Raw genomic sequence first — 23564 nt, forward strand, 5'->3', positions numbered from 1 at the left:
ATGCCACGCAATATACTTTTGCTTCCGCTCCTCATGAGCCTGAATGCCGGCTTCGTCGATACCGCCGGCTTTCTTGCGCTCCAGGGATTGTTCACTGCGCACGTCACCGGCAACTTCGTCACCTTCGGCGCGGCCATGGTATTGGGGACGTCCGGTGGCCTGGCGAAGCTGCTCGCTCTCCCGGTCTTCTGCTTCGTCGTGGTTGTCAGCAGAATCCTGAGCTTCTATCTCCCCGCAGTGGGACTGCCGATCTTTCGCTCGATGCTGGCCATCAAGACGATACTTCTGGCGGCAGGCGGCGCGTGTGCCGTCTACTTCGGGCCATTTGTCCAAGGCGACAGCTGGCAGGCGATCTGCACCGGCATGATATTGGTTGCCGCCATGGCCATCCAGAACGCCGCGCACCGCATCCATATGGGCACCGAACCTCCCAGCACCTTGATGACGGGCACGACCACCCAGATCATGATCGACGTCGCAGACGTTTTGCGCGGCGCGCCGGCTTCGGTGCTGACCGTCGCCAGACCGCGGCTTGGCAAGATGACGGCGAGCGTGGCTGCCTTCGCACTCGGATGCGCAGCCGGCGCTTGTCTCTATGCGAAGTTCGGGACCTGGTGCTTCGTCCTGCCTCCGCTGATTGCTGTGCCGGCGGTGTTCCTGGCCACCGCCGAGCCGAAGTGACGCGGCGCGTGAGCGATCGGAATTGAAGGGCCGGAGCTGATGGCCTAGTGGGAGCACGCGATGGTCGACCTTGACCGTCGCCGTCGACGGCTGGCAGCGGGCGCATCCGCATTGTCGGCAGGAACGATGGGATCCTGCCGTCTGGACGGGATCAAGACCGGTCTGCCGTCGAGATGCGGCAGGCGATACGCGAGGGAACTGAAATGGCTTCTGAGACGTCCGATCCATCGCCTCGATCCTATCCCCGATCGGTCTCGCTCGTGCGAAGAGCCGGCCCGATCATTGTCGCCGCCGGCATCGCGGACAGTTTCACCCAGATCGAAAACTGGCTCCTGGAAGAGGCCTCCGTCGAGCGGCAGATGATTGACCTTCTCGTCAAGCTGATCCGTCGGATGAAGGCGGCAGACTCTTCGGTCGATCGACTTACCCTGCATATCGGCACGCTCCATCCCCAGTTGGTCGGATTCGCATGGGTCTGGAACGCCGACGATGGCTTCTGCGACGAGGTGCGGGTTGCTGACGCCGCGGTCGATTCCGACGCCTACAGGCTTAATCCGTTGCAGCGTATCGTCGAGACCGGCGACACGATCCGGCGACGGCCGAATGAGCAGACGGCGCAGGCGGAATTTCCCATCATGATCGAGCTCGCGGCCGCCGGCATGACCGACTACGTGGCGATCCCGTTGTCTGGTCTTGATACACGTAACGTGGTCACCATCGCGACGAAAGCGGCCCGCGGTTTCGCCGAGGTCGAGATAGAATCCTTGACCCGCCTCTTCAAACTATTCGCCTTGCATGTGCAACGCCACAGCGAGTTGAAGATCTCCGAAAACGCGTTGGGAGCCTACCTTGGTTACGGCGCTGCCACCAGGGTGCTCGAAGGTGCAATCAAGCGCGGCGCCGGAGACTCGATCCGCGCCGTGATTTGGGTCTCGGATCTCAGAAATTTCACGAAGATGTCGGACGCCCTGGCCCCGGCCGACACGCTGCTGCTGCTCAACGCCTACTTCGAGACGATGGTGAGCGCCGTCGCCGTTCACGGCGGCGAAATCCTCAAGTTCATCGGCGACGGTATGCTCAATGCGATCCCTCAGCTCTATGGCGAGGGCTGGGTCGTGGTCGGCGATGCTGCACAGCTCAACAATGCCATTCACCGCGAGGGATCGAACCTCGCGATGACCTCCGGCCGGATCGCGGCCGAAGCGATCTTCCAGGTCAAGTCGCGGCGCGATCCGATGACAGCGGAGAACCTGTCGCTCTACAAGAAGATGCTGGACGAGTCCTTCGTCATCAAGGACCTGAAGAAGTACAAGGACATGCCAGCGCTGATGCATACCCAGTCGCAGAACTTCTTCCTCACCTATCCGGATCTCGTTTCCAAGGCGATGCAGAACTTCCTACGCGTCGACGGCACGCCGAAGATCGAGAAGGAGAAGCTGACACTGAAGTCCTTCATCAAGGCGCGGTCCTGGACCGGGCTGTTCGGCGACGCCTTCCGGCTCGCCCGCGCGTGGCGCTGAGAGGGCTGACATAACCACTAATGATGGAGACGCAAATCATGTCGATCGAGCCATCCGTGCGTGTCGAGGACAAGCTGTTCTACAACCGTTACCTGGTCGATGCTGGCCGCGCCCATATCAAGGTGCGGTCGCACACGACGCCGTCGCCGCAGCTATTGACCATGCTGAAGGCGTGCCCGGCGCGCTGCTACGAGCTCAATGACACGGGGCAGGTCGAGGTCAGCGTCGACGGCTGCGTCGAATGCGGCACCTGCCGCGTCATCTGCGAGGAAAGCGGCGACATCGAATGGAGCTATCCGCGCGGCGGCTACGGCGTGCTTTTCAAGTTCGGCTGAATCCGGTTGCCGCCGGCGATCCCGGCGGCAACCGCTCTTCGGATGGTCTATTCCGCAGCAATCCGGACGGCTGACCCGCCGGCTTCGATTGCGATCGCGACCGACTGGATGATCGCGGCAAAGCGCACCGCGGTCTGGATTGCAGCGGCCGCGACGCCCGGGGTCTGCCCGCCCAGGCTCTCGTCGGCAACCATGGACGAGAGGTTGAGTCTCACGTCTTTGGCGAAGTCCGGGACCAGGTCCTTCAACTGATCAATCGACATGGCTGCTGTCAGGCCACCTTCAGCGTCTCGCCGCCGACCTCGCGGTTGCAGGGGCAGAGTTCGCCGGTCTGCAGCGCGTCGAGCACGCGCAGCGTATCCTTGGGGCTGCGGCCGACATTGAGGTTGGTGGCATAGACGTGCGGGATCGTGTTGTCGGGATCGACGACGAACGTGTACCGATAGGCGACGCCATCAGGCGAGCGCACGCCGAGACCGTCGACCAGCGAGCCCCTGGTGTCGGCGAACTGCCAGATCGGCAGCTTGCGCAGGTCCTTGTGGTCCCGCCGCCAGGCCAGCTTGCAGAACTCGTTGTCGGTCGATCCGCCGAGCAAGCGATATGCCATTCGTCGTTCGGCGGTTGTCGGAAATGCGACAATCGAATTCCGGCTTGCGGAGTCGGCGATCTTGCGCGCACAACATGGCGCGACGGAAAATCGTAGCGTCGCGGGAAGCAAGGATCAAAAATGAAGCTCAGTGCACGCAACATTCTGCCGGGCCGCATCGTCGCCGTGACCAAGGGGACAACGACCGCGCATGTGAAGGTCGAACTCGCGCCGGGTCTGGTGGTGTTTTCGGCGATCACCAACGAAGCGGTCGACGATCTCGCCCTGAAAGTGGGCGACACCGTCTCGGCCGTGATCAAGTCGTCGGATGTAATGATCGGCAAATAGCCGCCCGGTCGGCGGTAGGCACCGCGTCATGATCTTCGCGCATGCGTTTCATGCGCGAAGAGGTGTCGCGCCACCATGCTTCGATGACCTGACGTTCGCAGAGCAGCGTCGTGCCGATCCCGCCGGTGAAGCTGATCCAGGCCTCGAAGCATTTTTCGGGTACGGCGGTCAGCACAGGAATACCGGCGGCGATGGCGCCGGCTAGCTCATCGCGCAGGCCCCGTCCGGCGGCTTCCTGCTTGGAGAATTTGTTGATCACGATGAGGTCGACATCCTGCGCGATCGCGCTTGCGACCGCGACGGATGCGTCGGCAAGACCGGCGGCATCCAGTTTGCACGCCATGGCGCCGCTGCCGAGCGGCTGGCAGATCGAGATCTCGCGGCCGGTCATGAGGTCGATAGCCTGCATGCCGACCTGGCAGCCGCTTCCGTCCTTGATGTTGCGTTGGACGATACCGCCAATGCGTTCACCCGCCCGCACCAGGTCTTGCGCGAAATCGGCGAGCAACGTGTCGAGGTCGTCTTGCGGCCGGTAGAGAATGGCGGCAACGCGGTTCGGGTCTATCTCGGCGAAATCAATAGGCATGGCTGTGGTCCCTGCTTCGCTTCGTACGCCGGTATCCTGAGTTGAGCAATGGTCGAGCTGCCCTGGCGCCGTCGGCCCCATATTACCGATCGCGCAACCGGATGCCCGGACCAGTGAAACGCCCTTGACCTGGGCGAAGACGGCCATGCCGTCCGATAGTCCAAGCAAATCCCGCGACCGGCTGCTGATGCGCGAAAGGATCGGGGCGCCCGATCCATCAGAGTCGAGCCCGAGCACGATCGTGACCTCGCCTGCGCCAGGCGGCGATTGTGTGACAATGCGCGCGGGCAGAATGTTGAGGATCGAGCTCTCCGAGGGCCGCGCCCTGACGATGCTGACGTCGCTTGCCGCGATGCGGAGCCGTTGCCGTGCGCCGACGGCGATGCGATGTGACGGCACATGCAGCAGGCCGCCGTTGACGGCGAGCGTGAGCAGACCGTAACGCTCGTCATAAGCCTCCACCAGGCCATCGATGCTGACCGCCGCGTCGCGGCTGTACGCCAGTGGCAGTGCAGGGTCGCTTTGCAGGATATGGAGCGGCCCTGCGCCAACGACGCGCCCGCGCTCCATCAGAAACAGGGTAGTCGGCAAACCGCTCGATTTCAGCCATGTCGTGACTGATGTAGAGAACGGGCAGCGAAAGCCGTTCATGCAGGCGCTCGAGAAACGGCAGGATCTCGTTCTTGGTGGTACGGTCGAGCGCGGCCAACGGCTCGTCCATCAGCAGCAGCCGCGGCTGCGACAGCAGGGCGCGGCCGATCGCGACCCGCTGACGCTCGCCACCGGAAAGGCGGTGCGGCGAGCGGCCGAGCAGCGCGGTGAGGCCGAGCAACTCCACCACCTCGTCGAAGCCGATCGACGTAGCGGCAGCCTTCGGCGCGCCGTAGAGCAGGTTGCCTCGCACCGAGAGATGCGGAAACAGGCTCGGCTCCTGAAACACGTAGCCGACCGGCCGCCGATGTGCCGGCCGGAACGCCATGCCGTCCTGCCAGATCTCGCCGTCGATCGCGCAAAAGCCGTCGGACAGGCGCTGCAGCCCGGCAATGCAGCGCGCGATCGTGGTCTTGCCGCAGCCGGACGGGCCGAAGATCGCGGTGACGCCGGTGGCGGGCACGCTCAGGCTGGCATCGAGCACGAAGCGCCCCAGCCGACCGCGAAAGGCGGCGTCGATACGACCGCGCCCGTCGGCCGTCACGAGGCGGTCCTGGCGCTGTGCCTGTCGATCAGCGTCATCGTCAGGATCACCGCAAAGGCAAAGATCACCATGCCGCCGGCGAGCAGGCTCGCTTCCCGCCAGCGCGAGGCCTCGACATAGTCGAAGATCGCGACCGACAGCACCTTGGTGCGGCCGGGAATGTTGCCGCCGATCATCAGCACCAGACCGAATTCGCCGACGGTATGCGCGAAGCCGAGCACGGCGCCGGTGAGAAAGCCCGGCCGCGCCAGCGGCACCGCGATCGTCCAGAACGCGTGCCAGGGCGAGGCACGCAAGGTCGCCGCGACCTCCAGCGGCCGCTCGCCCATTGCGGTGAAGGCGTTGCGGATCGGCTGCACCACGAACGGCATGGAATAGACCACCGAACCGATGATGAGGCCCTCGAAGGTGAAGGCGAGCGTGCGTCCGCCCCACAATTGTGCGATCCATCCGCCTGGCCCTTCCGGGCCAAGCAGGACCAGCAGATAGAAGCCGAGCACGGTCGGCGGCAGCACCAGCGGCAGTGCGACGATGCTCGCGATGATCTCGGTCCACCAGCCCTTGGCGCGCGCCAGCCACCAGGCCAGTGGCGTGGCCAGCACCAGCAGGATCGCGGTCGAGATCGCGGCGAGCTCGACCGTCAGCAAAACCGACTGGCGGATCTCGGTCGACCATATCTCCATGCGCTTCAGCTCTGCCCGTCCAGCACGTAGCCGTATCTCTCGATGATAGAGCGTGCCTCGGGGCTCCTAAGGAAGGCGATGAACGCGCTGGCGGCTTCGTTCCCGGCGCCGCTCTTCAGCTGTACCGCGTCCTGGCGGATCGGATCATAGAGCGCCTGCGGCACCACCCAGCGCGACCCGGCATCGCGGCCGCTCAATTGCGACAGCGCGACGAAGCCGACCTCGGCGTTGCCGGTCTCGACGAACTGATAGGCCTGGGTGATGGTCGCGCCCTCCACCAGCTTCGGCTTGAGGCTTTCGTACAGGTTGAGCGACTTCATGGTTTCCACGGCGGCGAGCCCGTAGGGCGCCGCGGCCGGATTGCAGATCGAGAGTTTTGCGAAGGCCGCGGCCTTCAACGTCTCTTCGCCCGTCACGATGCCGGGTGACTTGCTCCACAGCACGAGCTTGCCAATCGCGTAGGTGAAGCGACTGTCCGGGACCGCAAGGCCGTCCTCGATAAGCTTCTTCGGGCGTGAATCGTCGGCGGACAGGAATACCTGGAATGGCGCGCCCTGTGTGATCTGCGTGTAGAACTGTCCGCTCGCACCGAAGCTCAGCACCGCCTCGTGTCCCGTCTTTTTCTTGAAGATGGCTGCGATCTCCTTCGCGGCATCGGTGAAGTTGGCAGCCACGGCGACGTTAGTCTGCGCGGCTTGCGCCGGCGCGGATGCGAGCAGCAGGCCCGCAACGAAGGCGATCGAGCGAAACAGTCCCATGATGAACTCCAACGGACGGCAACCGCTTCCGCAAAGCCCGATTGCTGCGAGGCGCCGGCCATTGCAGGCTCAGCAATCGGCGTGCCGGATGCGGGGACGAAGCTTGGTGTGCGCCTTGCAGGAACGGGCGTTGAAAGAGCGGGGTTTCCGCCCAGTGCCGCGGCGGGACTGACTATCTGTGTCGGATTTCCGACAATGTGGTCGGCAAGCTGACACGATCGAAGGGAAGCACAATATGGCTACCGTTGCATCGTGCGCCGAGCTCGAACGTTTACTGGAAGACGACGTTCCATACGGTGATCTTACCACCGAGGCACTGGGGATCGGCGCAGTTGACGGCGTCATGCGTCTTTCCGCGCGCGCGCCGATGGTGCTCGCGCTCGCCGAGGATGCCGCCAAAATCATCGAGCTGTCTGGCTGCAGCGTCGACCTTTGTGCCGCATCCGGCTCGGCGCTGCAGCAGGGCGCGCCGATCCTTGAAGCGTGCGGTCCGGCCGCGGCGCTGCTCAAGAGCTGGAAGGTGGCGCAGACCTTGATCGAGATCTGGTCAGGCGTGGCCAGCGAGACCCGCGCCATCGTCGACGCGGCAAGGGCGGTCGCACCAAATATTCCGGTTGCCTGCACGCGCAAGAACGTGCCGGGTACCAAGCGCTTTGCTGTGGCGGCCGTGAAGGCCGGCGGGGCCGTGATGCACCGGCTCGGCCTCTCGGAGACGGTGCTGGTCTTTCCCGAGCACCGGGCCTTTCTTGGCCAACAGCCGCTGTTTCAGACGGTTGAGCGGTTGCGCCGGGCGGCGCCAGAGAAGAAGCTCGTGATCGAGGTGAATACCGCTGATGCCGCACTTGCCGCAGCGGTCGCCGGCTTCGACGTGATCCAGGCCGAGAAGTTTTCGCCGGCCGAGGTCGCTGGGTTAGTCAAGCGCGTAGCCGTGATGGCGTATACGCGCGAACGTCCCATCATCGCCGCCGCCGGCGGAGTCAATGCGGCTAATGCCGCGGCCTACGCAGAGGCTGGGGCCGATATCCTGGTGACTTCATCGCCCTATCTTGCGAAACCGAAGGATGTGCTGGTGCGGATCGCGACTACCGATGACAAGGTGTCCTCTCTTCATGCGCACTGTCAGGTAAATTCAACGCCTGGTGACACAAACCGCCTGCGAGCGTGAGCATACTCTCCTCGTTCAATGGTTCTTCAGGCTGGAAGGCCTCGATCTCCTTCCTCTGACGCACTCTCGTTGCGCGATGCTGCATGGGCAAGGACCGCCTTGGCGGGTGCTGCCAATCGTTCGCTATGAGTGTCAAACTATGTTTGCGCTATTGGCTACTTGGTTTCCGGATCGCGCATTGCAGTCTTAAAACCTCAAGAATACGGCTGAGACCGTTTCTTCTTTGAAGACATTAGCTTGCGTCCAATTGCGAAGCGCGTCCGCGGAGGACCGCTGTCTGGCCCGAATGTTGCCCTTCAGTATGACGGGTTTAGAAAAAGATCATACGAGGGGAGTGCTGATCTTGGCCAATGCGCATCGACGGAGCGAACGGTCTCGGACTGCTTCCTGTGCCGGTCCCGCTGTTCTCTTCGGTGGGCTTATCACCGCCAACATCGTCGCATGGGCCTGGGCTTTCGCGCTGTTCGCCGACCGGCCTGTGGTGATGGCGACCGCGCTGCTCGCCTGGGTGTTCGGCCTGCGCCACGCTGTGGATGCCGATCACATCGCGGCCATCGACAACGTCGTGCGCAGCCTGATGCAGGCGGGCGGTACGCCGCGATCGGCCGGCCTCTATTTCGCGCTCGGCCATTCCAGCGTGGTCGTGGTCGCGACCATGCTCCTCGCGCTCGGCGTGGTGAGCCTTGGCGGTGACGGCCTGCTCAAGGAGATCGGCAGCTTCATCGGCGCATCGGTGTCGGCGCTGTTCCTGCTGGTGATTGCGGCCATCAACCTCGCCATCTTCGCCAGCCTGTGGCGGACCTTTCGCAAGGCGCGCGAGCAGGGCATTCGTGACGCCGCCGGGCTCGATGCATTGCTGGCTCATCGCGGTATCCTGGTGCGCTTGCTCGGCCCCATGTTCCGCCTGGTGACAAAACCCTGGCACATGTATCCGCTCGGCTTCCTGTTCGGGCTCGGTTTCGACACTGCAACTGAGATCGGCCTGCTCAGCATCTCCGCCTCTGAGGCCGCGCGCGGCGCTTCGCTCGCCGACGTCATGGTCCTTCCCGCGCTGTTCGCCGCCGGCATGGCACTGGTCGACACCGCGGACTCGACGCTGATGGTCAGCGCTTATCGCTGGGCCTTCGTCGATCCCATGCGAAAGCTCTGGTACAACCTCACCATTACGGGCGCTTCCGTCGCGGTCGCGCTGTTCATCGGCGGCATTGAGGCACTGGGCTTGATCGGCAACCGGCTCGATCTCTCCGGCGGTGTGTGGACGCTGGTCGACGCCCTCAACGAGTCGCTCGCCAATGTCGGCCTCGCCGTGATCGCGTTGTTCGCGATCGCCTGGCTGCTCTCGATCGTGCTCTACCGCCGCCTAATTGCGGGCAGCTCGGGCCCTGCCGACACGGAAGTCCTGGAATGCGCTGATGCGACCGAGGCGGTCTGAGTCTTGCCGACGCTGCGGTCCGCTGACGGTACTCTCAGCCCTCTGGCTCCTCGCGGTTGACGGCAACGCCTTCGCACAGAGCGATGGCGCCCTGCGTGAACTGCCGCCGGTCCAGATTGTTGCCGGCCAGACCCCGCGTCACAAGAGGCCGCCCGCGTCGCGGCACGCCGGCACATCGACACGGGCCGGTCATCGGATCTTTGTGTATCCGGCAGCAGCGCCAGCGTCGGGCACCCGCAGCGTCGCCTCCGGCCCAGAGAGGCCGCCGGGCATGGCCAGCGCGCTCACCGTCTCCGGTGAAGAGCTCAACGCGCGCCCCTTCACACGGCCGGGCGAGGTGCTCGAAGCCGTGCCGGGGCTGATCTTGACCCAGCATTCCGGCGAGGGCAAAGCCAACCAGTATTTTCTGCGCGGCTATAATCTCGACCACGGCACCGATCTCGCAATCTATGTCGACGACGTCCCCGTCAACATGCGCACCCACGCGCACGGCCAGGGCTATGCCGATCTCAACTGGCTGATCCCGGAGACCATCAGCGCGATGGATGTGCGCAAGGGACCGTACTTCGCCGACGAGAGCGATTTCGCCTCCGTCGGCAGCGTGCGCATCGGCTTGATCGACCGCACCGAGAAGGGCCTCGCACAGGTGACTGCCGGCAGCTTTGGCTATCGGCGTCTGCTCGGCATGGACTCCGCGAAGCTCGGTGAGGGCGCGCTGCTCGTCGCCGGCGAGATCGGCACCTACAACGGTCCCTGGGACAATCCGGATAATGTGCGCAAGCTCAACGGTCTCGTGCGTTTTAGCCAGGGCACCGCGACGGATGGCCTGACCGTCACCGGCATGGCCTATGCGAACAAATGGAATTCCACCGACCAGGTGCCGCAGCGCGCGATAACGAGCAGCTTTCTCGACCGGTTCGGTTCGGAAGACCCGACCGACGGCGGAAACACCAACCGCTTCGCGCTCTCGGGCCGCCTCGCGCAGAGCGACGATCTCGGCTCCTGGAAGGCCAATGCCTATGTCGTGAAGAGCCAGCTCGATCTCTTCAACAACTTCACCTATTTCCTCAGCGATCCCGTGCTCGGCGACCAGTTCCACCAGCACGACGACCGCCTGATGGCCGGCGCCAATATCTCGCGCACGCTGAACGGCTCGTTTGCGGGCCTGCCGATGCAGACCACGCTCGGCCTGCAATCGCGCTATGACGCGATTGATCTGGCGCTCACCAACACGGTCCAGCGCAGCTACCTCTCCAGCGTCCGCAGCGACCAGGTCGGCGAGGGCAGTGTCGGTGTCTACGCCGAAAACACCGTGCGTTGGACCGACTGGCTCCGAACCACAATGGGCTGGCGCGGTGACTATTATGCCGCCAATGTCACCTCGCTGTTCAATTCCAACAACTCCGGCCACGCTGATGCCTCGCTCGGCAGCCCGAAATTCCGGATGGTGCTCGGTCCCTTCAACCAGACCGAATTCTTCCTCGGCGCCGGCTACGGCATGCACTCGAACGACGCCCGGGGCGCTACCACGACGGAAGACCCCAGCGATCCCGCCACAAAACTCTCGCCGTCGCCGCTGCTGGTGCGCACCAGGGGCGCTGAGGTCGGCGTTCGCAGCCGGATCATTCCCGGCCTCGATTCCTCGTTCAGCGTCTTCATTCTCGACCAGGATTCCGAGATCCTGTTCTCCGGCGATGCCGGCGACACCGAGGCGACCCGCGCCAGCCGCCGCTATGGCTTCGAGTGGACTAACCATTACCGGCCGCGATCCTGGATCGATATCGACGCCGATCTGGCGATGACCCGTGCGCGCTTTCGCGGCTATGACAGCGACCAGGCGGAGGTCAACGCCGCGCTCGCCGGCTATCCGGAGGCGCAGATCGGCAACGCGCCCGGCAATTACATTCCGAACGCGCCGCCGATGGTGGCGTCCGCCGGCATCACGCTCGGCGAAAAGACCGGCTGGTTCGGATCATTGCGCTGGCGCTATCTCGCCTCCAGCCCGCTGACGGAAGACAATGCGTTCCGCTCGTCCGCGACCGGCATCTTCAACGGCCGCCTCGGCTACCGCGCTCACAATGGCTGGCGCATCCAGCTCGACGTGCTCAATCTGTTCGACGCGAGAGCGAACCAGATTACCTATGCCTATGGTTCGTTGCTCAAGACCGACGCGCTGTACACTCTCTGCACCGGCGGCGTTGCGCCCGCCGCGGTCTGCCGGAACGGAGTGATGGATTACGTGCTGCATCCGGTCGAGCCGCTGTCGTTCCGCTTGACGGTCGCGGGGACGTTCTAGCTAGTCAGGTCGGGAGTCGCGAAAGGTGCGCTCGCCGGTGATGATGGCGGACAGCATGCTCTGGCGCGACATGATTTCTTCGCGCAGCGCGGCGTAGATGTGCAGGATGACGAACACCACGATGAACCACATGCCGAGATGATGGATGGTGTGGACGTCCTGGCTGTTCGGAAAGATCTTGAACACCCAGCCGAAGAAACGATACCACAGGCTGTCGATGCCGGCGCCCTCGGCATAAAGGGCAAATCCGGTCATGATCATCCCGACCATCGCGAGGATGAACAGGAACATCGCGGTATTGGCGAGTGGGTTATGGCCGACATATTTCTTGGGGTAGCGCACCAGGAAGAGATACCAGCGCAGCTCGTATAGAAAACCCCAGCGCCAGATCCGGTTGTAGAACGGCAGCGCGAAGAGTTGCCGTGCATAAGGGTTGCCGACGATCGCCCAGTAGATGCGATAGAGGAAGGCAACGGCAAGCGCCTGTCCCGACGCGAAATGGATGAAGCGGATATAGCCCATTGTGTACCAGTTCGAAGCCTCTCCCGGCATCGACGGCAGCGGCGAGGCGATCAGATAGCCGGTGATCACGAGCATGGTGATGAGCGCGGCATTGAGCCAATGCCAGATCCGCACCGGCGCTTCGTACACATAGATCGATTGGCGGCTCGTTCCCGCGGCGCCGATCGCATCGAGCGTGCCGGGAATCTCGGAAATCTCAGTCATCGATTGCTCCTGCCCAAAAGCGATCCGACGCAGGAACAAACGAATCAGCTCACCCTTTCCGACAATATCGCGCGCACTCTCTTGCAAAATCCCCGCTGCGAAAAAAATTCGTACAGCGCTTGATGCGCCGCATGATGCGTCGAAATGGAAACATATTTTATCTCATGCTGGAAATTCGCCTTTCAGGCCTTTCTTGAAACTGCTTGCGGTTTCTTCATCGCAAGCGGCGCAGTCGTTCAATTTGCACGCGGCGCAACGCTGAGCGTCGTCGCGTTGGAGGCTTCGTTCGCTGCGGAGCAACAGTTTTCGATTTACCGATGATTAGGGGAGTGGCCGCATCGTCGCATCATTGCGAGCTTTCCGAGAACGGGTATTGCAAAATGAATCTGAGCTTCGTTGCACGCGTTTTTGCCCGGGATGGGCAGTCGATGTCGGGCCTGTTTCATGGCCATGGGCGGATGAATGCCGCCGCCATGAGTCTTCCCAAGAGCGAGCCGGTCTTCGCCAACGTGTCGATCCGGGCAAAGATCATGATCGGCTTTGCGGTCGTGCTGCTGCTGTCGGCCGTCACCATGGCCGGCGCCTGGTTCGGCTATGAGAAGATCCTCGACGGCTTCGGTGTCTACCGGGTTAGCATGTCAGAGTCCGACTACGCGCGCGAGATCGACAGTTCCCTGTCCGCCTATCAGAGCAACGCGCGTTATTTCGCCATGGCTGGCACCAGGGAGGCGGAATCTGCGGCCGAGGAGGCGAGGCGAAGGCTGGAAGGAGCCATTACCGCGGCCAAGACCGAGACCTCCACCTTGAGCTGGCAGCAGTCCATCAAGGAGCTGTTCGAGGCCTATCGCGCCTATACCGACGCCTTCAACAAGGTGCTGGCCTTGCGGTCGGAGATCAGCCGGTCGGGTACCGTGATGGAAGATCAGTCGCGTGCGATCAAATCCATCCTTGCGGATGCGAAGGTATCGCCCGGCGATGCTGATGAAATCGGAGGCGCGCTCAACCGCTTTGAGGTCGTTGATCTGCTCGCAACCGCCGAGCTGAAGCGCCATGATGACGCGCTGGCGCAGGCCGCCGCGCAACGCCTCGAGACGATCAAGCGCCTGGTCGATCGCGGCGCGTTGCGCTCGATGGACGCCATCGGCGAGAAGGCGCTTGCCGATCGTCTCGCCTTCTATGGCGAAAGCGTCGCACGCGTCGTGGCGTCCGCGCAGGAAATCGACCGCCTCGTGGAAAGCATGTGGAAGCTGCGCCATAGCCTGTCGGGGGCGGCGAGCTCGCTCAAGCGCGTGGCACTGGCCGAGCAGGCCGAGGCTGAAAAGAAGACGTCGGAGCAGATCGCCAGCGGCCAGTCGGTCGTAGTGGCGCTGGCGCTGGCATCGATCGCCATCGGCCTCGTGCTGTCCTTCGCTGTCGGACGCGGCATTGCGCGTCCCGTGATCGCCATGTGCGCTGCCATGACGGAACTCGCCCGCGGCAGGCACGAGATCGTGCTGCCGGGCCTCGGCCGCCGCGACGAGGTGGGCAAAATGGCCGGCGCCGTCGAGATGTTCAAGCGCCAGGCGATCGAGCGCACCGAGCGGGAGGCGGCCGAGATCGAGGAGCGCAACAGGTCGGCAGCGGAGCTTCGCCGTTCGGAGCTGACGCGATTTGCCGGCACGTTCGAGACCGCGGTCGGCGACATCGTCAACGACATATCGAGCTCGGCCCGGCAACTGGAAGCCGCCGCCTCGACGCTGTCGCGCAATGCGGAAGCGACCGGCGACTTGACGACAGCGGTGGCTGGCGCTTCCCGGGAAGCGGTCGGCAGCATCCGTTCGGTCGCCGCCGCCGCCGAGGAACTGTCGCTTTCGATCAACGAGATTCGCTCACAGGTGCGCAACTCCAACGACATCTCGGAAAGTGCGGTGCAACAGGCGCGGGACACGGACGTGCGCATTGCCGCATTGTCCGAGGCCTCGCACCGGATCGGCGACGTCGTAAAACTGATCACGGCGGTCGCGGAGCAGACCAATCTGCTGGCGCTCAACGCCACGATCGAAGCGGCGCGAGCAGGCGATGCCGGCCGCGGTTTTGCGGTGGTGGCCTCTGAGGTGAAATCGCTCGCCAGTCAGACGGCGCGCGCCACGGAGGAGATCGGCGCGCACATCCAGGGCATGCAGCAGGCGACGGGTGAATCGATCGCGGCGATCAAGACGATCGCCGGCACGATCGGGGAGATCTCGTCGATATCAGGCTCGATCGCGACCGCCGTCGATCAGCAGACGGCGACGACGCAGGAGATCGCGCGCAGCGCCCAGCATGCGGCCTCCGGTACCGGTCAGGTCTCGACCAATCTCGAACAGGTCAATCGCGAGGCAACCGAGACCGGCGCGGCCGCCTCCGCCGTGCTGCAATCGGCCCGCGGCCTGACCGAGGCCAGCCAGCGCCTGCGCGTCGAGCTCGACGGTTTCATGGCCAATGTTGCCGCAGCCTGAGGTCGGCCTATCCTGCCAACAGGTGATTGCAAGAGCATGGGTGTGTTGTGGTAGTGAATGGCGAGGTTCGCGGTACACCGCGGCCTGAGAGCGCCTACCCAAGGGACCACCGATGAACCGTGACCTCGATCTCGCCGGTTTTGAGCTGCACCCGCAGCGTGGTGCGGTGCTGGGCGAGGTGCATGCCCGCCCATTCACCCGGCTGACGGCGCCGCTCACCGTGCTGCGCTTTGCCTTTCTCAGCCAGGGCGAGGTTGCCGCCGCCAATCGGCAGAAGTTTGTCGCGTTCTGCACGTCGCACGGGCAGGAGCCGCCGGATGAAGGAACGAAACATCATCAGGTCGCTATCGGCGCGATCCAGCTGCGCTGGGAGCAGCACTCGGAGTTCACCACCTTTACCTGGATCCTCGGCAACGCGGATACGTCCGCTCGGAGTTTCGGCGAGATCGGCGATGGGCCCGCCGCATTGATACGCTCCCTGTCGCAGTCCGGCCAATTGCTGGTCGCGGTCAAGCTCGGGGTCGAGCAAACCTCGGCGGCGCTGGAGCGTGCCCAGGAGGTTTTCGAACGAGGCAGCCTCGCGATGGCGGCGGTCCGCAGCGGATCTGCCGTGGTCGCCTCCGACTTTCGCGCGGACGACCATGGTTTTGTTCGCATCCTCATCTGCAACGACGGCCTGTCGCCGGGCCGCTTGGGCGCTCTGGTGCAGCGCGTGCTGGAGATCGAGACCTATCGCACGCTGGCGCTGCTCGGCTTGCCGGCTGCGCTCGAACTCGCACCATCGGTCGATCACATCGGGCGCCGACTGGTCGAGGTGCTCGAGGAGATGCAGGGTGCGGAGGGCCTCAAGCTCAACAATCACCTTCTGACCGAGCTGACTGCGCTCGCCGCCTCGCTCGAGCGCGGCGCCGCCGGCAGCCTGTTCAGGTTCGGGGCCAGCCGGGCCTATTACGACATCGTGCAGGCTCGACTTGGGGTGATCGAAGGCGGCGAGATCGCAGGCTATCCGACCTGGTCGTCGTTTCTCGCCCGCCGGATGGCGCCGGCGATGCGGACCTGCGCCGCCCTGGAGGAGCGTCAGGCCAATTTGTCGATCAAGCTTGCGCGCGCCGCCGACCTCCTGCGCACCCGCGTCGACGTCGAATTGGAGGAGCAAAATCGTGACCTCTTGCGTTCGATGAACGAGCGCACCAAGCTGCAATTGCGCCTGCAAAGTACGGTCGAGGGCCTGTCGGTGGCAGCGATCGGCTATTACGTCGTCAGCCTGTTCGGGTATCTTGCCAAGGGCGCGCATGACGGCGGCGTACATGTCGAGCCGTCGCTGGCGACCGCGCTGTTCGTGCCGGTCGCTATCGGCGTCACCTGGATTGTCACGCACCGGATTCGCCAGCGGCACTTGAAGCATGACGGCGCGACGTCGGGTGGGCATGATTGAGTTCCCTCAAGCCAGAGCCTTGCTCTTGTGCTACGAGCGACGGATGCTTGCGGGCTAAGGAGGAGCCATGAGCCGATCGGATGGGACGACCAACGTGCTTTGGCTGCAGGGAGCCAGTTGCGGCGGCTGCACCATGTCGATCCTCGAAAGCGGCGCCTCCGGCTGGTTCGACGAATTGAGGCAGTTCGGCATCAACCTGCTGTGGCATCCGTCAGTGAGCGAAGAGACGGGCGAGGAAGCGGTCGAGGTGCTCCAGTCCGTTCTGGACGGCAAGGTGCAGCTGGATCTGCTCTTGCTGGAAGGCTCCGTCGCCCGCGGCCCGAACGACAGCGGCCGCTTCAACATGCTCGCGGGCACCAACCGCTCGGTCTATCGCTGGATGCTCGATCTCGCGCCGCTCGCCGACTACGTGATCGCGGTCGGAAGCTGCGCTGCCTATGGCGGCGTGCCGGCCGCGGGATCGAACCCGACCGATGCCGTGGGGTTGCAGTTCGAAGGTTCCGACAGCGGCGGCGCGCTGGGCGCGGGCTTCCGTTCGCGACTCGGTCTGCCCGTCATCAATGTCGCGGGTTGCGCGCCGCATCCTGGCTGGATGATGGAAACCATCCTGGCACTGACCAGCAAGGATCTTGCCGCGACCGATCTCGACGGTTACGGACGGCCGAAATTCATCGCCAATCATCTTGCCCATCACGGCTGTTCGCGCAACGAGTTCTACGAGTTCAAGGCGAGCGCCGAGACGATGTCGGAGCGCGGCTGCCTGATGGAGCATCTCGGCTGCAAGGCGACGCAGGCGGTCGGCGACTGCAACCAGCGCTCCTGGAACGGCGGCGGCTCCTGCACCAAGGGCGGCTATGCCTGTATCGCCTGCACCTCGCCGGGATTCGAAGGGGCGCAGAACTTCCTGGAGACCGCCAAGCTCGCCGGCATTCCGGTTGGTTTGCCGACTGACATGCCAAAGGCCTGGTTCGTCGCGCTCGCGGCATTGTCGAAGTCGGCGACGCCGCGGCGCGTGCGGCTGAATGCGACCGCCGACCACGTCGTCGTGCCGCCGGGCCGTTCGACGGCCAAGGGCAAGCCATGACGCGGATCACGATCGGCCCGTTCAACCGTGTCGAGGGCGATCTCGAAGTCCGCCTCGACGTCGAGGGCGGCCGCGTCATGCGCGCCGAGGTGACGGCGCCGCTCTACCGTGGTTTTGAGCAGATCCTGGAGGGACGGCCACCGCTCGATGCGCTGGCGCTGGCGCCGCGGATCTGCGGCATCTGCTCGGTCTCGCAATCGGTTGCGGCCGCTGCCGCCCTGCGCGACGGCATGGCCATAGAGGCTGCGCCCAATGGCTTGCTTGCCACGAACATTGCGCATGCGGCGGAGAACGCAGCCGACCATCTGACCCACTTCTATATCTTTTTCATGCCCGACTTTGCCCGCGAGGCCTATGCGGCGCACTCCTGGCATGCGGAGACGCGCGAGCGCTTTGCCGCGACCCGCGGCAGTGCAGCACGCGATGCCCTGCCGGCGCGGGCGCGGCTGCTCGAGACCATGGGCATCATCGCCGGGAAATGGCCGCATAGCCTCGCGTTCCAGCCAGGCGGCACGACGCGCGCCATCGACCTTGGCGAGCGCGTCCGGCTGCTGTCGATCACGACGGCCTTTCGAAGCTTTCTCGAGCGTGTCGTCTTCGCGGACTCGCTCGAGAATGTGCTGGCGATTGCCTCCGCGGACGAGCTGGATAGCTGGCGCGACGGCCGCGGCGGCGATTTCGCCCATTTCCTGCGGCTTGCGGACAGTCTTGCGTTGACCGGGCTCGGCAGGGGCACTGGCTTGATGATGAGCTACGGCGCCTATCATGGCGTCGACGGCGAGTTGTTTCCACGCGGCCTGTTCGGTCCGCGCGCCACGATCGAACCGCTGCCGCTGACGCAGATCACCGAGGACGTCTCGCACGCCTGGATGCGGGATTCCTCCGCGGATCCCGCCCATAGCAGCACGGTTCCGGATCCCGACAAGCCGGCGGCCTATAGCTGGTGCAAGGCGCCGCGGCTGTCGGGCCAGCCGATCGAGGTCGGCGCGATCGCGCGCCAGACGGTGGCCGGTCAGGCGCTGATCACGGATCTGGTCGCGCGGCACGGCACCAACGTGCGCAGCCGCGTGATCGCGCGGCTGATCGAGACCGCGCGCATCGCGCTGGCCATGGAGCAGTGGACGCGCGCGCTGCGATTGTCGGAGCAATTCTGCAACAATGCGCGCGAGATCCCCGACGGAAGCTATGTCGGGCTCGTCGAGGCCGCCCGCGGCAGTCTCGGGCACTGGATGGCGGTAAGCCAGGGTAGGATCGAGCGCTACCAGATCATCGCGCCGACCACCTGGAATTTCTCGCCGCGCGATTCCTTCGACGTCGGCGGCCCGCTGGAGCAGGCGCTGGTCGGCACCGATGTCGGCGACGCCGGCCCACGTGCGGTCGCGATCCAGCACATCGTGCGCTCGTTCGATCCCTGCATGGTGTGCACCGCGCACTGACCGGAAACTTCGTTGCCGGCTGCAAATCGAATTGTTTCCGCTTCTCGTATCTCCAGCATCCTCGTGTACCGCTCCTGCGAGCAATTCAAACACCCAACGTTCTGGAATCTCTCCACTTTTGAATCGCTCCAGGCTGTTGGCCTGCTTCTTGCTGTCCTTGGCGTCATCGAAAAGTCAAAGCGAAGGCGGGAGGATACATGGGCGCGGCGACGGAAACGTTTTACAGCGTGATCAGGCGGCAAGGCATCACGCGTCGGAGCTTTCACAAATTTTGCAGCCTGACGGCGACGAGCCTCGGGCTCGGGCCGCTGGCGGCGAGCCGCATCGCGAACGCGCTCGAGACCAAGCCGCGCGTGCCCGTGATCTGGATGCACGGCCTCGAATGCACCTGCTGCTCCGAGAGCTTCATCCGGTCCGCGCACCCGCTGGTCAAGGATGCCGTGCTGTCGATGATCTCGCTCGACTATGACGACACCATCATGGCGGCCGCGGGTCACCAGGCGGAGGCCATCCTCGAGGAGACCCGCGCCAAGCACAAAGGCCAGTACATCCTCGCGGTGGAAGGCAATCCGCCGCTGAACGAAGGCGGCATGTTCTGCATCGACGGCGGCAAGCCGTTCGTCGAGAAGCTCAAGATGATGGCCGAGGACGCGATGGCGATCATCGCCTGGGGCGCCTGCGCGTCCTGGGGCTGCGTGCAGGCGGCAAAGCCCAATCCGACCCAGGCGACGCCGATCGACAAGGTCATCACCAACAAGCCCATCATCAAGGTGCCGGGATGCCCCCCGATCGCCGAAGTGATGACCGGCGTCGTCACCTTCATCACCACCTTCGGCAAATTGCCCGAGCTCGACCGCCAGGGCCGGCCGAAGATGTTCTACTCGCAGCGCATTCACGACAAATGCTACCGCCGTCCGCATTTCGACGCCGGCCAGTTCGTCGAGGAGTGGGACGACGAGGCCGCCCGCAAGGGCTACTGCCTCTACAAGATGGGCTGCAAGGGCCCGACCACTTACAACGCCTGTTCGACCGTGCGCTGGAACGGCGGCGTGTCCTTCCCAATCCAGTCGGGCCACGGCTGCATCGGCTGCTCCGAGGACGGCTTCTGGGACAAGGGCTCGTTCTACGACCGTCTCACCAACATCAAGCAGTTCGGCATCGAGAAGAACGCCGATCAGATCGGCATGGTGGCGGCGGGCGCCGTCGGCGCCGCGGTGGCCGCGCATGCGGCCGTGACCGCAGTGAAGCGGCTCGCGACCAAGCGCGAAGACGCCGACCACAACAGCTGAGCGAAGAGAAACACTAGGGTAGGAACACAATGGGTATCCAGACTCCCAACGGCTTCAATCTCGACAATTCCGGCAAGCGCATCGTCGTCGATCCGGTGACCCGTATCGAAGGTCACATGCGGGTCGAGGTCAATGTCGACGCCGACAACGTGATCCGCAATGCGGTCTCGACCGGCACGATGTGGCGTGGGATCGAAGTGATCCTGAAGAACCGCGATCCCCGCGACGCCTGGGCGTTCACCGAGCGGATCTGCGGCGTCTGCACCGGCACCCACGCACTGACGTCGGTGCGCGCGGTCGAGAACGCGCTCGGGATCACCATTCCGGAGAACGCCAATTCGATCCGCAATCTGATGCAGCTTGCATTGCAGGTGCACGACCACGTCGTGCATTTCTATCACCTTCACGCGCTGGACTGGGTCGACGTCGTCTCCGCGCTCTCGGCCGATCCGCGGGCGACCTCGACGCTGGCGCAGTCGATCTCGAACTGGCCGCTGTCGTCGCCCGGCTATTTCAAGGATCTGCAGACAAGGCTGAAGAAGTTCGTCGAATCCGGGCAGCTCGGTCCGTTCAAGAACGGTTATTGGGGCAGCAAGGCCTACAAGCTGCCGCCCGAGGCCAATCTGATGGCCGTGGCGCATTATCTGGAGGCGCTCGACTTCCAGAAGGAGATCGTCAAGATCCACACCATCTTCGGCGGCAAGAACCCGCATCCGAACTGGCTGGTCGGCGGCGTGCCCTGTCCGATCAACGTCGACGGCACGGGTGCCGTCGGCGCCATCAACATGGAGCGGTTGAACCTGATCTCCTCGATCATCGACCGGCTGATCGAGTTCAACGAAATGGTCTATCTGCCCGACGTGGCGGCGATCGGGTCGTTCTACAAGGACTGGCTCTATGGCGGCGGCCTCTCGGGCCAGAGCGTGCTCGCCTATGGCGACGTGCCCGAACATGCCAACGACTATTCCGCCAAGAGCCTGAAGCTGCCGCGGGGCGCCATCATCAACGGCAATCTGTCCGAAGTGTTTCCGGTCGATCACGCCAACCCCGACGAGATCCAGGAGTTCGTGGTCCACTCCTGGTACAAATACCCTGACGAGACCAAGGGCCTGCATCCCTGGGACGGCGTCACCGAGCCGAACTACGTGCTGGGGCCCAATGCGAAGGGCACCAAGACCGCGATCGAGCAGCTCGACGAGGGCGGCAAGTATTCGTGGATCAAGGCACCTCGCTGGAAGGGCCACGCCATGGAGGTCGGCCCGCTGGCGCGCTGGGTGGTCGGCTACGCGCAGAACAAATCCGAGTTCAAGGATCCCGTCGACAAGTTCCTGAGGGATTTGAACCTGCCGACGTCGGCGCTGTTCTCGACGCTCGGCCGCACCGCCGCGCGCGCGCTCGAATCCGTCTGGGCCGGACGGCAGATGCGCTACTTCCAGGACAAGCTCGTCGCCAACATCAAGGCCGGGGACAGCTCGACCGCCAATGTCGACAAGTGGAAGCCGGAGAGCTGGCCGAAGGAAGCCAAGGGCGTCGGCTTCACCGAGGCGCCGCGCGGCGCGCTCGCGCACTGGATCAAGATCAAGGACACCAAGATCGACAACTACCAGTGCGTCGTGCCGACCACCTGGAACGGCTCGCCGCGCGATCCCAAGGGCAACATCGGCGCCTTCGAGGCGTCGCTGATGAACACGCCGATGGTCAATCCCGAGCAGCCGCTCGAGATTCTGCGCACGATCCATTCCTTCGATCCGTGCCTGGCCTGTTCGACGCACGTCATGAGCCCGGATGGCCAGGAGCTCGCCAAGGTCAAGGTCAGGTAGGAGGGCGCCATGATGGATGCAGTTGCTCCCGCCTCCGACGCGAGGCCCGACCTCGCGGCGATCGCCGCCGACGCTTCCGGAGAACGTGCGGTGGGGCGGCCCACCGTCTATGTCTACGAAGCGCCGGTGCGGATCTGCCACTGGGTGAACGCGTTCTCGATCATCGTGCTGATGGTGACCGGCTATCTGATCGGAACGCCGCTGCCAACGGTCGCGGGCGAGGCGTCCGACAACTTCGTGATGGGCTACATTCGCTTCGCCCATTTCGCTGCGGGACAGGTGCTCGCCGTGTTCTTCCTCACGCGTATCCTGTGGGCCTTCGTCGGCAACCATCACTCCCGGCAGATCTTCTACATCCCGGTTCACCGCAAGCAGTTCTGGAAGGAAGTGCTGCACGAGATCCGCTGGTACGCGTTCCTGGAACGCGAGCCGAAGATGTATGTCGGGCACAACCCGCTGGCGCAAACCGCGATGTTCACGGGCTTCACCCTGTTCGTGGCCTTCATGATCGTCACCGGCTTTGCGCTCTATTCGGAAGGTCAGGGCATCGACAGCTGGCAGCACAAGCTGTTCGGCTGGGTGTTTGCGATCTGGCCGAACAGCCAGGACGTCCACACCTGGCACCATCTCGGCATGTGGGCGCTGGTCGTGTTCGTGATGGTGCACATCTACGCCGCGGTCCGTGAAGACATCATGTCGCGCCAGAGCATCATCTCCTCGATGATCTCGGGCGAGCGGCAATTCCGCGACTGAAACGGGAAGACTGACGATGCCGACATCCTCGCAAGACAATCGCATCCTGGTGCTCGGCATCGGCAACATCCTGTGGGCCGACGAAGGCTTTGGCGTGCGCGCGGTGGAGGAGTTCCACCGCCGCTACGCCGTGCCTGACAACGTCACGATCCTCGACGGCGGCACGCAGGGGCTCTACCTCGTGAACTATCTGGAGGAGGCCGATCGCCTCATCGTGTTCGACGCCATCGACTATGGGCTCGAGCCCGGCCGGTTGAAGCTCGTGCGCGACGACGAGGTGCCGCGTTTCACCGGCGCCAAGAAGATGAGCCTGCACCAGACCGGCTTCCAGGAGGTCATCAGCGCCGCCGACCTGCTCGGCCGGTGCCCGAAGCATCTCGTGCTGATCGGCTGCCAGCCGCTCGATCTCGAAGACTGGGGCGGGCCGCTGACGCCGCCGGTGCGCGACCAGATCGCGCCCGCGATCGATCTCGCCTGCCAGGTCTTGGCCGAGTGGGGCGTCACGGTCAGCCGCCGCAGCGCGCCATTGGCGGAGTCCGAGCGGCTGCTCGCCAATGACATCGATCACGCCAATTACGAGATGCGGCCGGCCTGAGAGGCGCGATCTCCGGAGAAAGCACGATGTGCCTCGGCCTGCCGATGACGATTGTCGAGACGGATGGCGTCTCGGCGCTGTGCGCATTTCGCGGCGAACAGCGCCGCGTCTCCGTGCTGCTGCTCTCCAACCCGCCGGTCGGCACCCACGTGCTGGTCTATATCGACACCGCGATCCGGCTTCTCGATGAGGAAGAGGCGCGCCTGATTGGCGCCGCGATCGACGGTCTTGGTGCTGCGCTCGACGGTGAGGATTGCGACCGCTTCTTCGCCGATTTGATCGACCGCGAGCCGCAACTGCCAGCGCACCTGCGGTCCGAATAGGCCCACGTCCAGGCATCAACTGGAATCACCGCCTCCGCGGC

The 23564-nt window shown here is 64.2% G+C and carries 21 protein-coding genes and 3 pseudogenes; 17 read left to right on the forward strand and 7 right to left on the reverse strand.

The window, feature by feature from the left end; genetic code table 11:
* The 3 genes from AAFG50_RS09635 to AAFG50_RS09645 all read left to right on the forward strand — a co-directional run bounded on the left by AAFG50_RS09635 (position 1) and on the right by AAFG50_RS09645 (position 2536).
* Entirely contained in the window at positions 1-681 is a 681-nt protein-coding gene (locus tag AAFG50_RS09635; RefSeq protein WP_028174184.1) for a YoaK family protein, read from the forward strand.
* 173 nt (positions 682-854) lie between these two features.
* Positions 855-2201, forward strand: coding sequence for a hypothetical protein (locus AAFG50_RS09640; protein ID WP_122975505.1), 1347 nt, complete (start codon positions 855-857; stop codon positions 2199-2201).
* Positions 2202-2239: 38 nt separating this feature from the next.
* Positions 2240-2536: a ferredoxin family protein gene (locus tag AAFG50_RS09645; protein WP_028174185.1), complete on the forward strand. Its 297-nt coding sequence runs from the start codon at positions 2240-2242 to the stop codon at positions 2534-2536.
* Positions 2537-2709: 173 nt separating this feature from the next.
* Here the strand turns inward: AAFG50_RS09645 and AAFG50_RS09650 are convergent.
* Together AAFG50_RS09650 and AAFG50_RS09655 are read right to left on the reverse strand one after the other, a co-directional pair.
* Positions 2710-2799, reverse strand: a pseudogene (locus AAFG50_RS09650) (alkyl hydroperoxide reductase); the annotation flags it as partial.
* Positions 2800-2807: 8 nt separating this feature from the next.
* A pseudogene (locus tag AAFG50_RS09655) lies at positions 2808-3128 on the reverse strand (redoxin domain-containing protein); the annotation flags it as partial.
* Positions 3129-3263: 135 nt separating this feature from the next.
* Between AAFG50_RS09655 and AAFG50_RS09660 the strand changes: the two are divergent.
* Positions 3264-3470, forward strand: a complete 207-nt coding sequence (locus AAFG50_RS09660; RefSeq protein WP_028174186.1) for a TOBE domain-containing protein — start codon at positions 3264-3266, stop codon at positions 3468-3470.
* Here the strand turns inward: AAFG50_RS09660 and AAFG50_RS09665 are convergent.
* From AAFG50_RS09665 to modA, 4 genes and pseudogenes are all read right to left on the reverse strand, one after another.
* On the reverse strand, positions 3439-4056 hold the full coding sequence (locus AAFG50_RS09665) for a DUF2478 domain-containing protein (RefSeq protein WP_166466043.1): 618 nt from the start codon (positions 4054-4056) through the stop codon (positions 3439-3441). The two genes, AAFG50_RS09660 and AAFG50_RS09665, sit on opposite strands and share 32 nt — an antisense overlap.
* Before the next feature lie 111 nt (positions 4057-4167).
* Positions 4168-5251 (reverse strand): annotated as a pseudogene (gene modC / locus AAFG50_RS09670) (molybdenum ABC transporter ATP-binding protein); the annotation flags it as partial.
* On the reverse strand, positions 5248-5934 hold the full coding sequence (gene modB, locus AAFG50_RS09675) for a molybdate ABC transporter permease subunit (RefSeq protein ID WP_011089690.1): 687 nt from the start codon (positions 5932-5934) through the stop codon (positions 5248-5250). The gene modB and the pseudogene modC, both read right to left, overlap by 4 nt.
* 5 nt (positions 5935-5939) lie before the next feature.
* On the reverse strand, positions 5940-6692 hold the full coding sequence (gene modA, locus AAFG50_RS09680) for a molybdate ABC transporter substrate-binding protein (RefSeq protein WP_049832522.1): 753 nt from the start codon (positions 6690-6692) through the stop codon (positions 5940-5942).
* 235 nt (positions 6693-6927) lie between these two features.
* Between modA and modD the strand changes: the two genes are divergently transcribed.
* The 3 genes from modD to AAFG50_RS09695 all read left to right on the forward strand — a co-directional run bounded on the left by modD (position 6928) and on the right by AAFG50_RS09695 (position 11585).
* Complete coding sequence (gene modD / locus AAFG50_RS09685; RefSeq protein ID WP_049832516.1) at positions 6928-7857, forward strand: ModD protein; 930 nt, start codon at positions 6928-6930, stop codon at positions 7855-7857.
* Between the two features lie 286 nt (positions 7858-8143).
* Positions 8144-9289 carry a HoxN/HupN/NixA family nickel/cobalt transporter gene (locus tag AAFG50_RS09690; RefSeq protein WP_028174188.1) on the forward strand — a complete coding sequence of 382 codons (1146 nt, stop codon included), beginning with the start codon at positions 8144-8146 and terminating at the stop codon, positions 9287-9289.
* Positions 9270-11585 carry a TonB-dependent receptor gene (locus AAFG50_RS09695; protein WP_028174189.1) on the forward strand — a complete coding sequence of 772 codons (2316 nt, stop codon included), beginning with the start codon at positions 9270-9272 and terminating at the stop codon, positions 11583-11585. The genes AAFG50_RS09690 and AAFG50_RS09695 overlap by 20 nt, the downstream gene beginning before the upstream one ends.
* Here AAFG50_RS09695 and cybH (AAFG50_RS09700) read toward each other — a convergent pair whose 3' ends face one another.
* Positions 11586-12311, reverse strand: a complete 726-nt coding sequence (gene cybH, locus AAFG50_RS09700; protein ID WP_028174190.1) for a Ni/Fe-hydrogenase, b-type cytochrome subunit — start codon at positions 12309-12311, stop codon at positions 11586-11588. It lies immediately after the preceding gene.
* Positions 12312-12455: 144 nt separating this feature from the next.
* On the opposite strand from cybH (AAFG50_RS09700), the gene AAFG50_RS09705 reads away from it, so the two are divergent.
* The 10 genes from AAFG50_RS09705 to AAFG50_RS09750 all read left to right on the forward strand — a co-directional run bounded on the left by AAFG50_RS09705 (position 12456) and on the right by AAFG50_RS09750 (position 23523).
* Positions 12456-12632 (forward strand): hypothetical protein, encoded by a 177-nt coding sequence (locus tag AAFG50_RS09705; protein WP_162185817.1) that lies wholly within the window; start codon positions 12456-12458, stop codon positions 12630-12632.
* A gap of 107 nt (positions 12633-12739) precedes the next feature.
* The gene (locus AAFG50_RS09710; RefSeq protein WP_231166646.1) at positions 12740-14788 is read left to right on the forward strand and encodes a methyl-accepting chemotaxis protein; all 2049 of its coding nucleotides are present in this window, start codon (positions 12740-12742) and stop codon (positions 14786-14788) included.
* A 112-nt stretch (positions 14789-14900) separates the two neighbouring features.
* Positions 14901-16223 carry a DUF3422 domain-containing protein gene (locus AAFG50_RS09715; protein WP_011089683.1) on the forward strand — a complete coding sequence of 441 codons (1323 nt, stop codon included), beginning with the start codon at positions 14901-14903 and terminating at the stop codon, positions 16221-16223.
* A 67-nt stretch (positions 16224-16290) separates the two neighbouring features.
* A complete protein-coding gene (locus tag AAFG50_RS09720; protein WP_011089682.1) occupies positions 16291-17307 on the forward strand; it encodes a HupU protein in 1017 nt (338 codons plus the stop codon).
* Positions 17304-18743, forward strand: coding sequence for a nickel-dependent hydrogenase large subunit (locus tag AAFG50_RS09725; protein ID WP_028174192.1), 1440 nt, complete (start codon positions 17304-17306; stop codon positions 18741-18743). The genes AAFG50_RS09720 and AAFG50_RS09725 overlap by 4 nt, the downstream gene beginning before the upstream one ends.
* A gap of 197 nt (positions 18744-18940) precedes the next feature.
* Entirely contained in the window at positions 18941-20032 is a 1092-nt protein-coding gene (locus AAFG50_RS09730) for a hydrogenase small subunit (RefSeq protein ID WP_011089680.1), read from the forward strand.
* A 29-nt stretch (positions 20033-20061) separates the two neighbouring features.
* Positions 20062-21852, forward strand: a complete 1791-nt coding sequence (locus AAFG50_RS09735; protein ID WP_011089679.1) for a nickel-dependent hydrogenase large subunit — start codon at positions 20062-20064, stop codon at positions 21850-21852.
* Positions 21853-21861: 9 nt separating this feature from the next.
* A complete protein-coding gene (gene cybH / locus AAFG50_RS09740; protein ID WP_028174193.1) occupies positions 21862-22605 on the forward strand; it encodes a Ni/Fe-hydrogenase, b-type cytochrome subunit in 744 nt (247 codons plus the stop codon).
* A 16-nt stretch (positions 22606-22621) separates the two neighbouring features.
* Positions 22622-23200, forward strand: coding sequence for a HyaD/HybD family hydrogenase maturation endopeptidase (locus AAFG50_RS09745; RefSeq protein ID WP_028174194.1), 579 nt, complete (start codon positions 22622-22624; stop codon positions 23198-23200).
* A gap of 26 nt (positions 23201-23226) precedes the next feature.
* On the forward strand, positions 23227-23523 hold the full coding sequence (locus AAFG50_RS09750) for a HypC/HybG/HupF family hydrogenase formation chaperone (RefSeq protein WP_028174195.1): 297 nt from the start codon (positions 23227-23229) through the stop codon (positions 23521-23523).
* Positions 23524-23564: the final 41 nt, after the last annotated feature.

It is taken from the genome of Bradyrhizobium sp. B039 (assembly GCF_038965675.1).
Lineage (GTDB): Bacteria > Pseudomonadota > Alphaproteobacteria > Rhizobiales > Xanthobacteraceae > Bradyrhizobium > Bradyrhizobium diazoefficiens.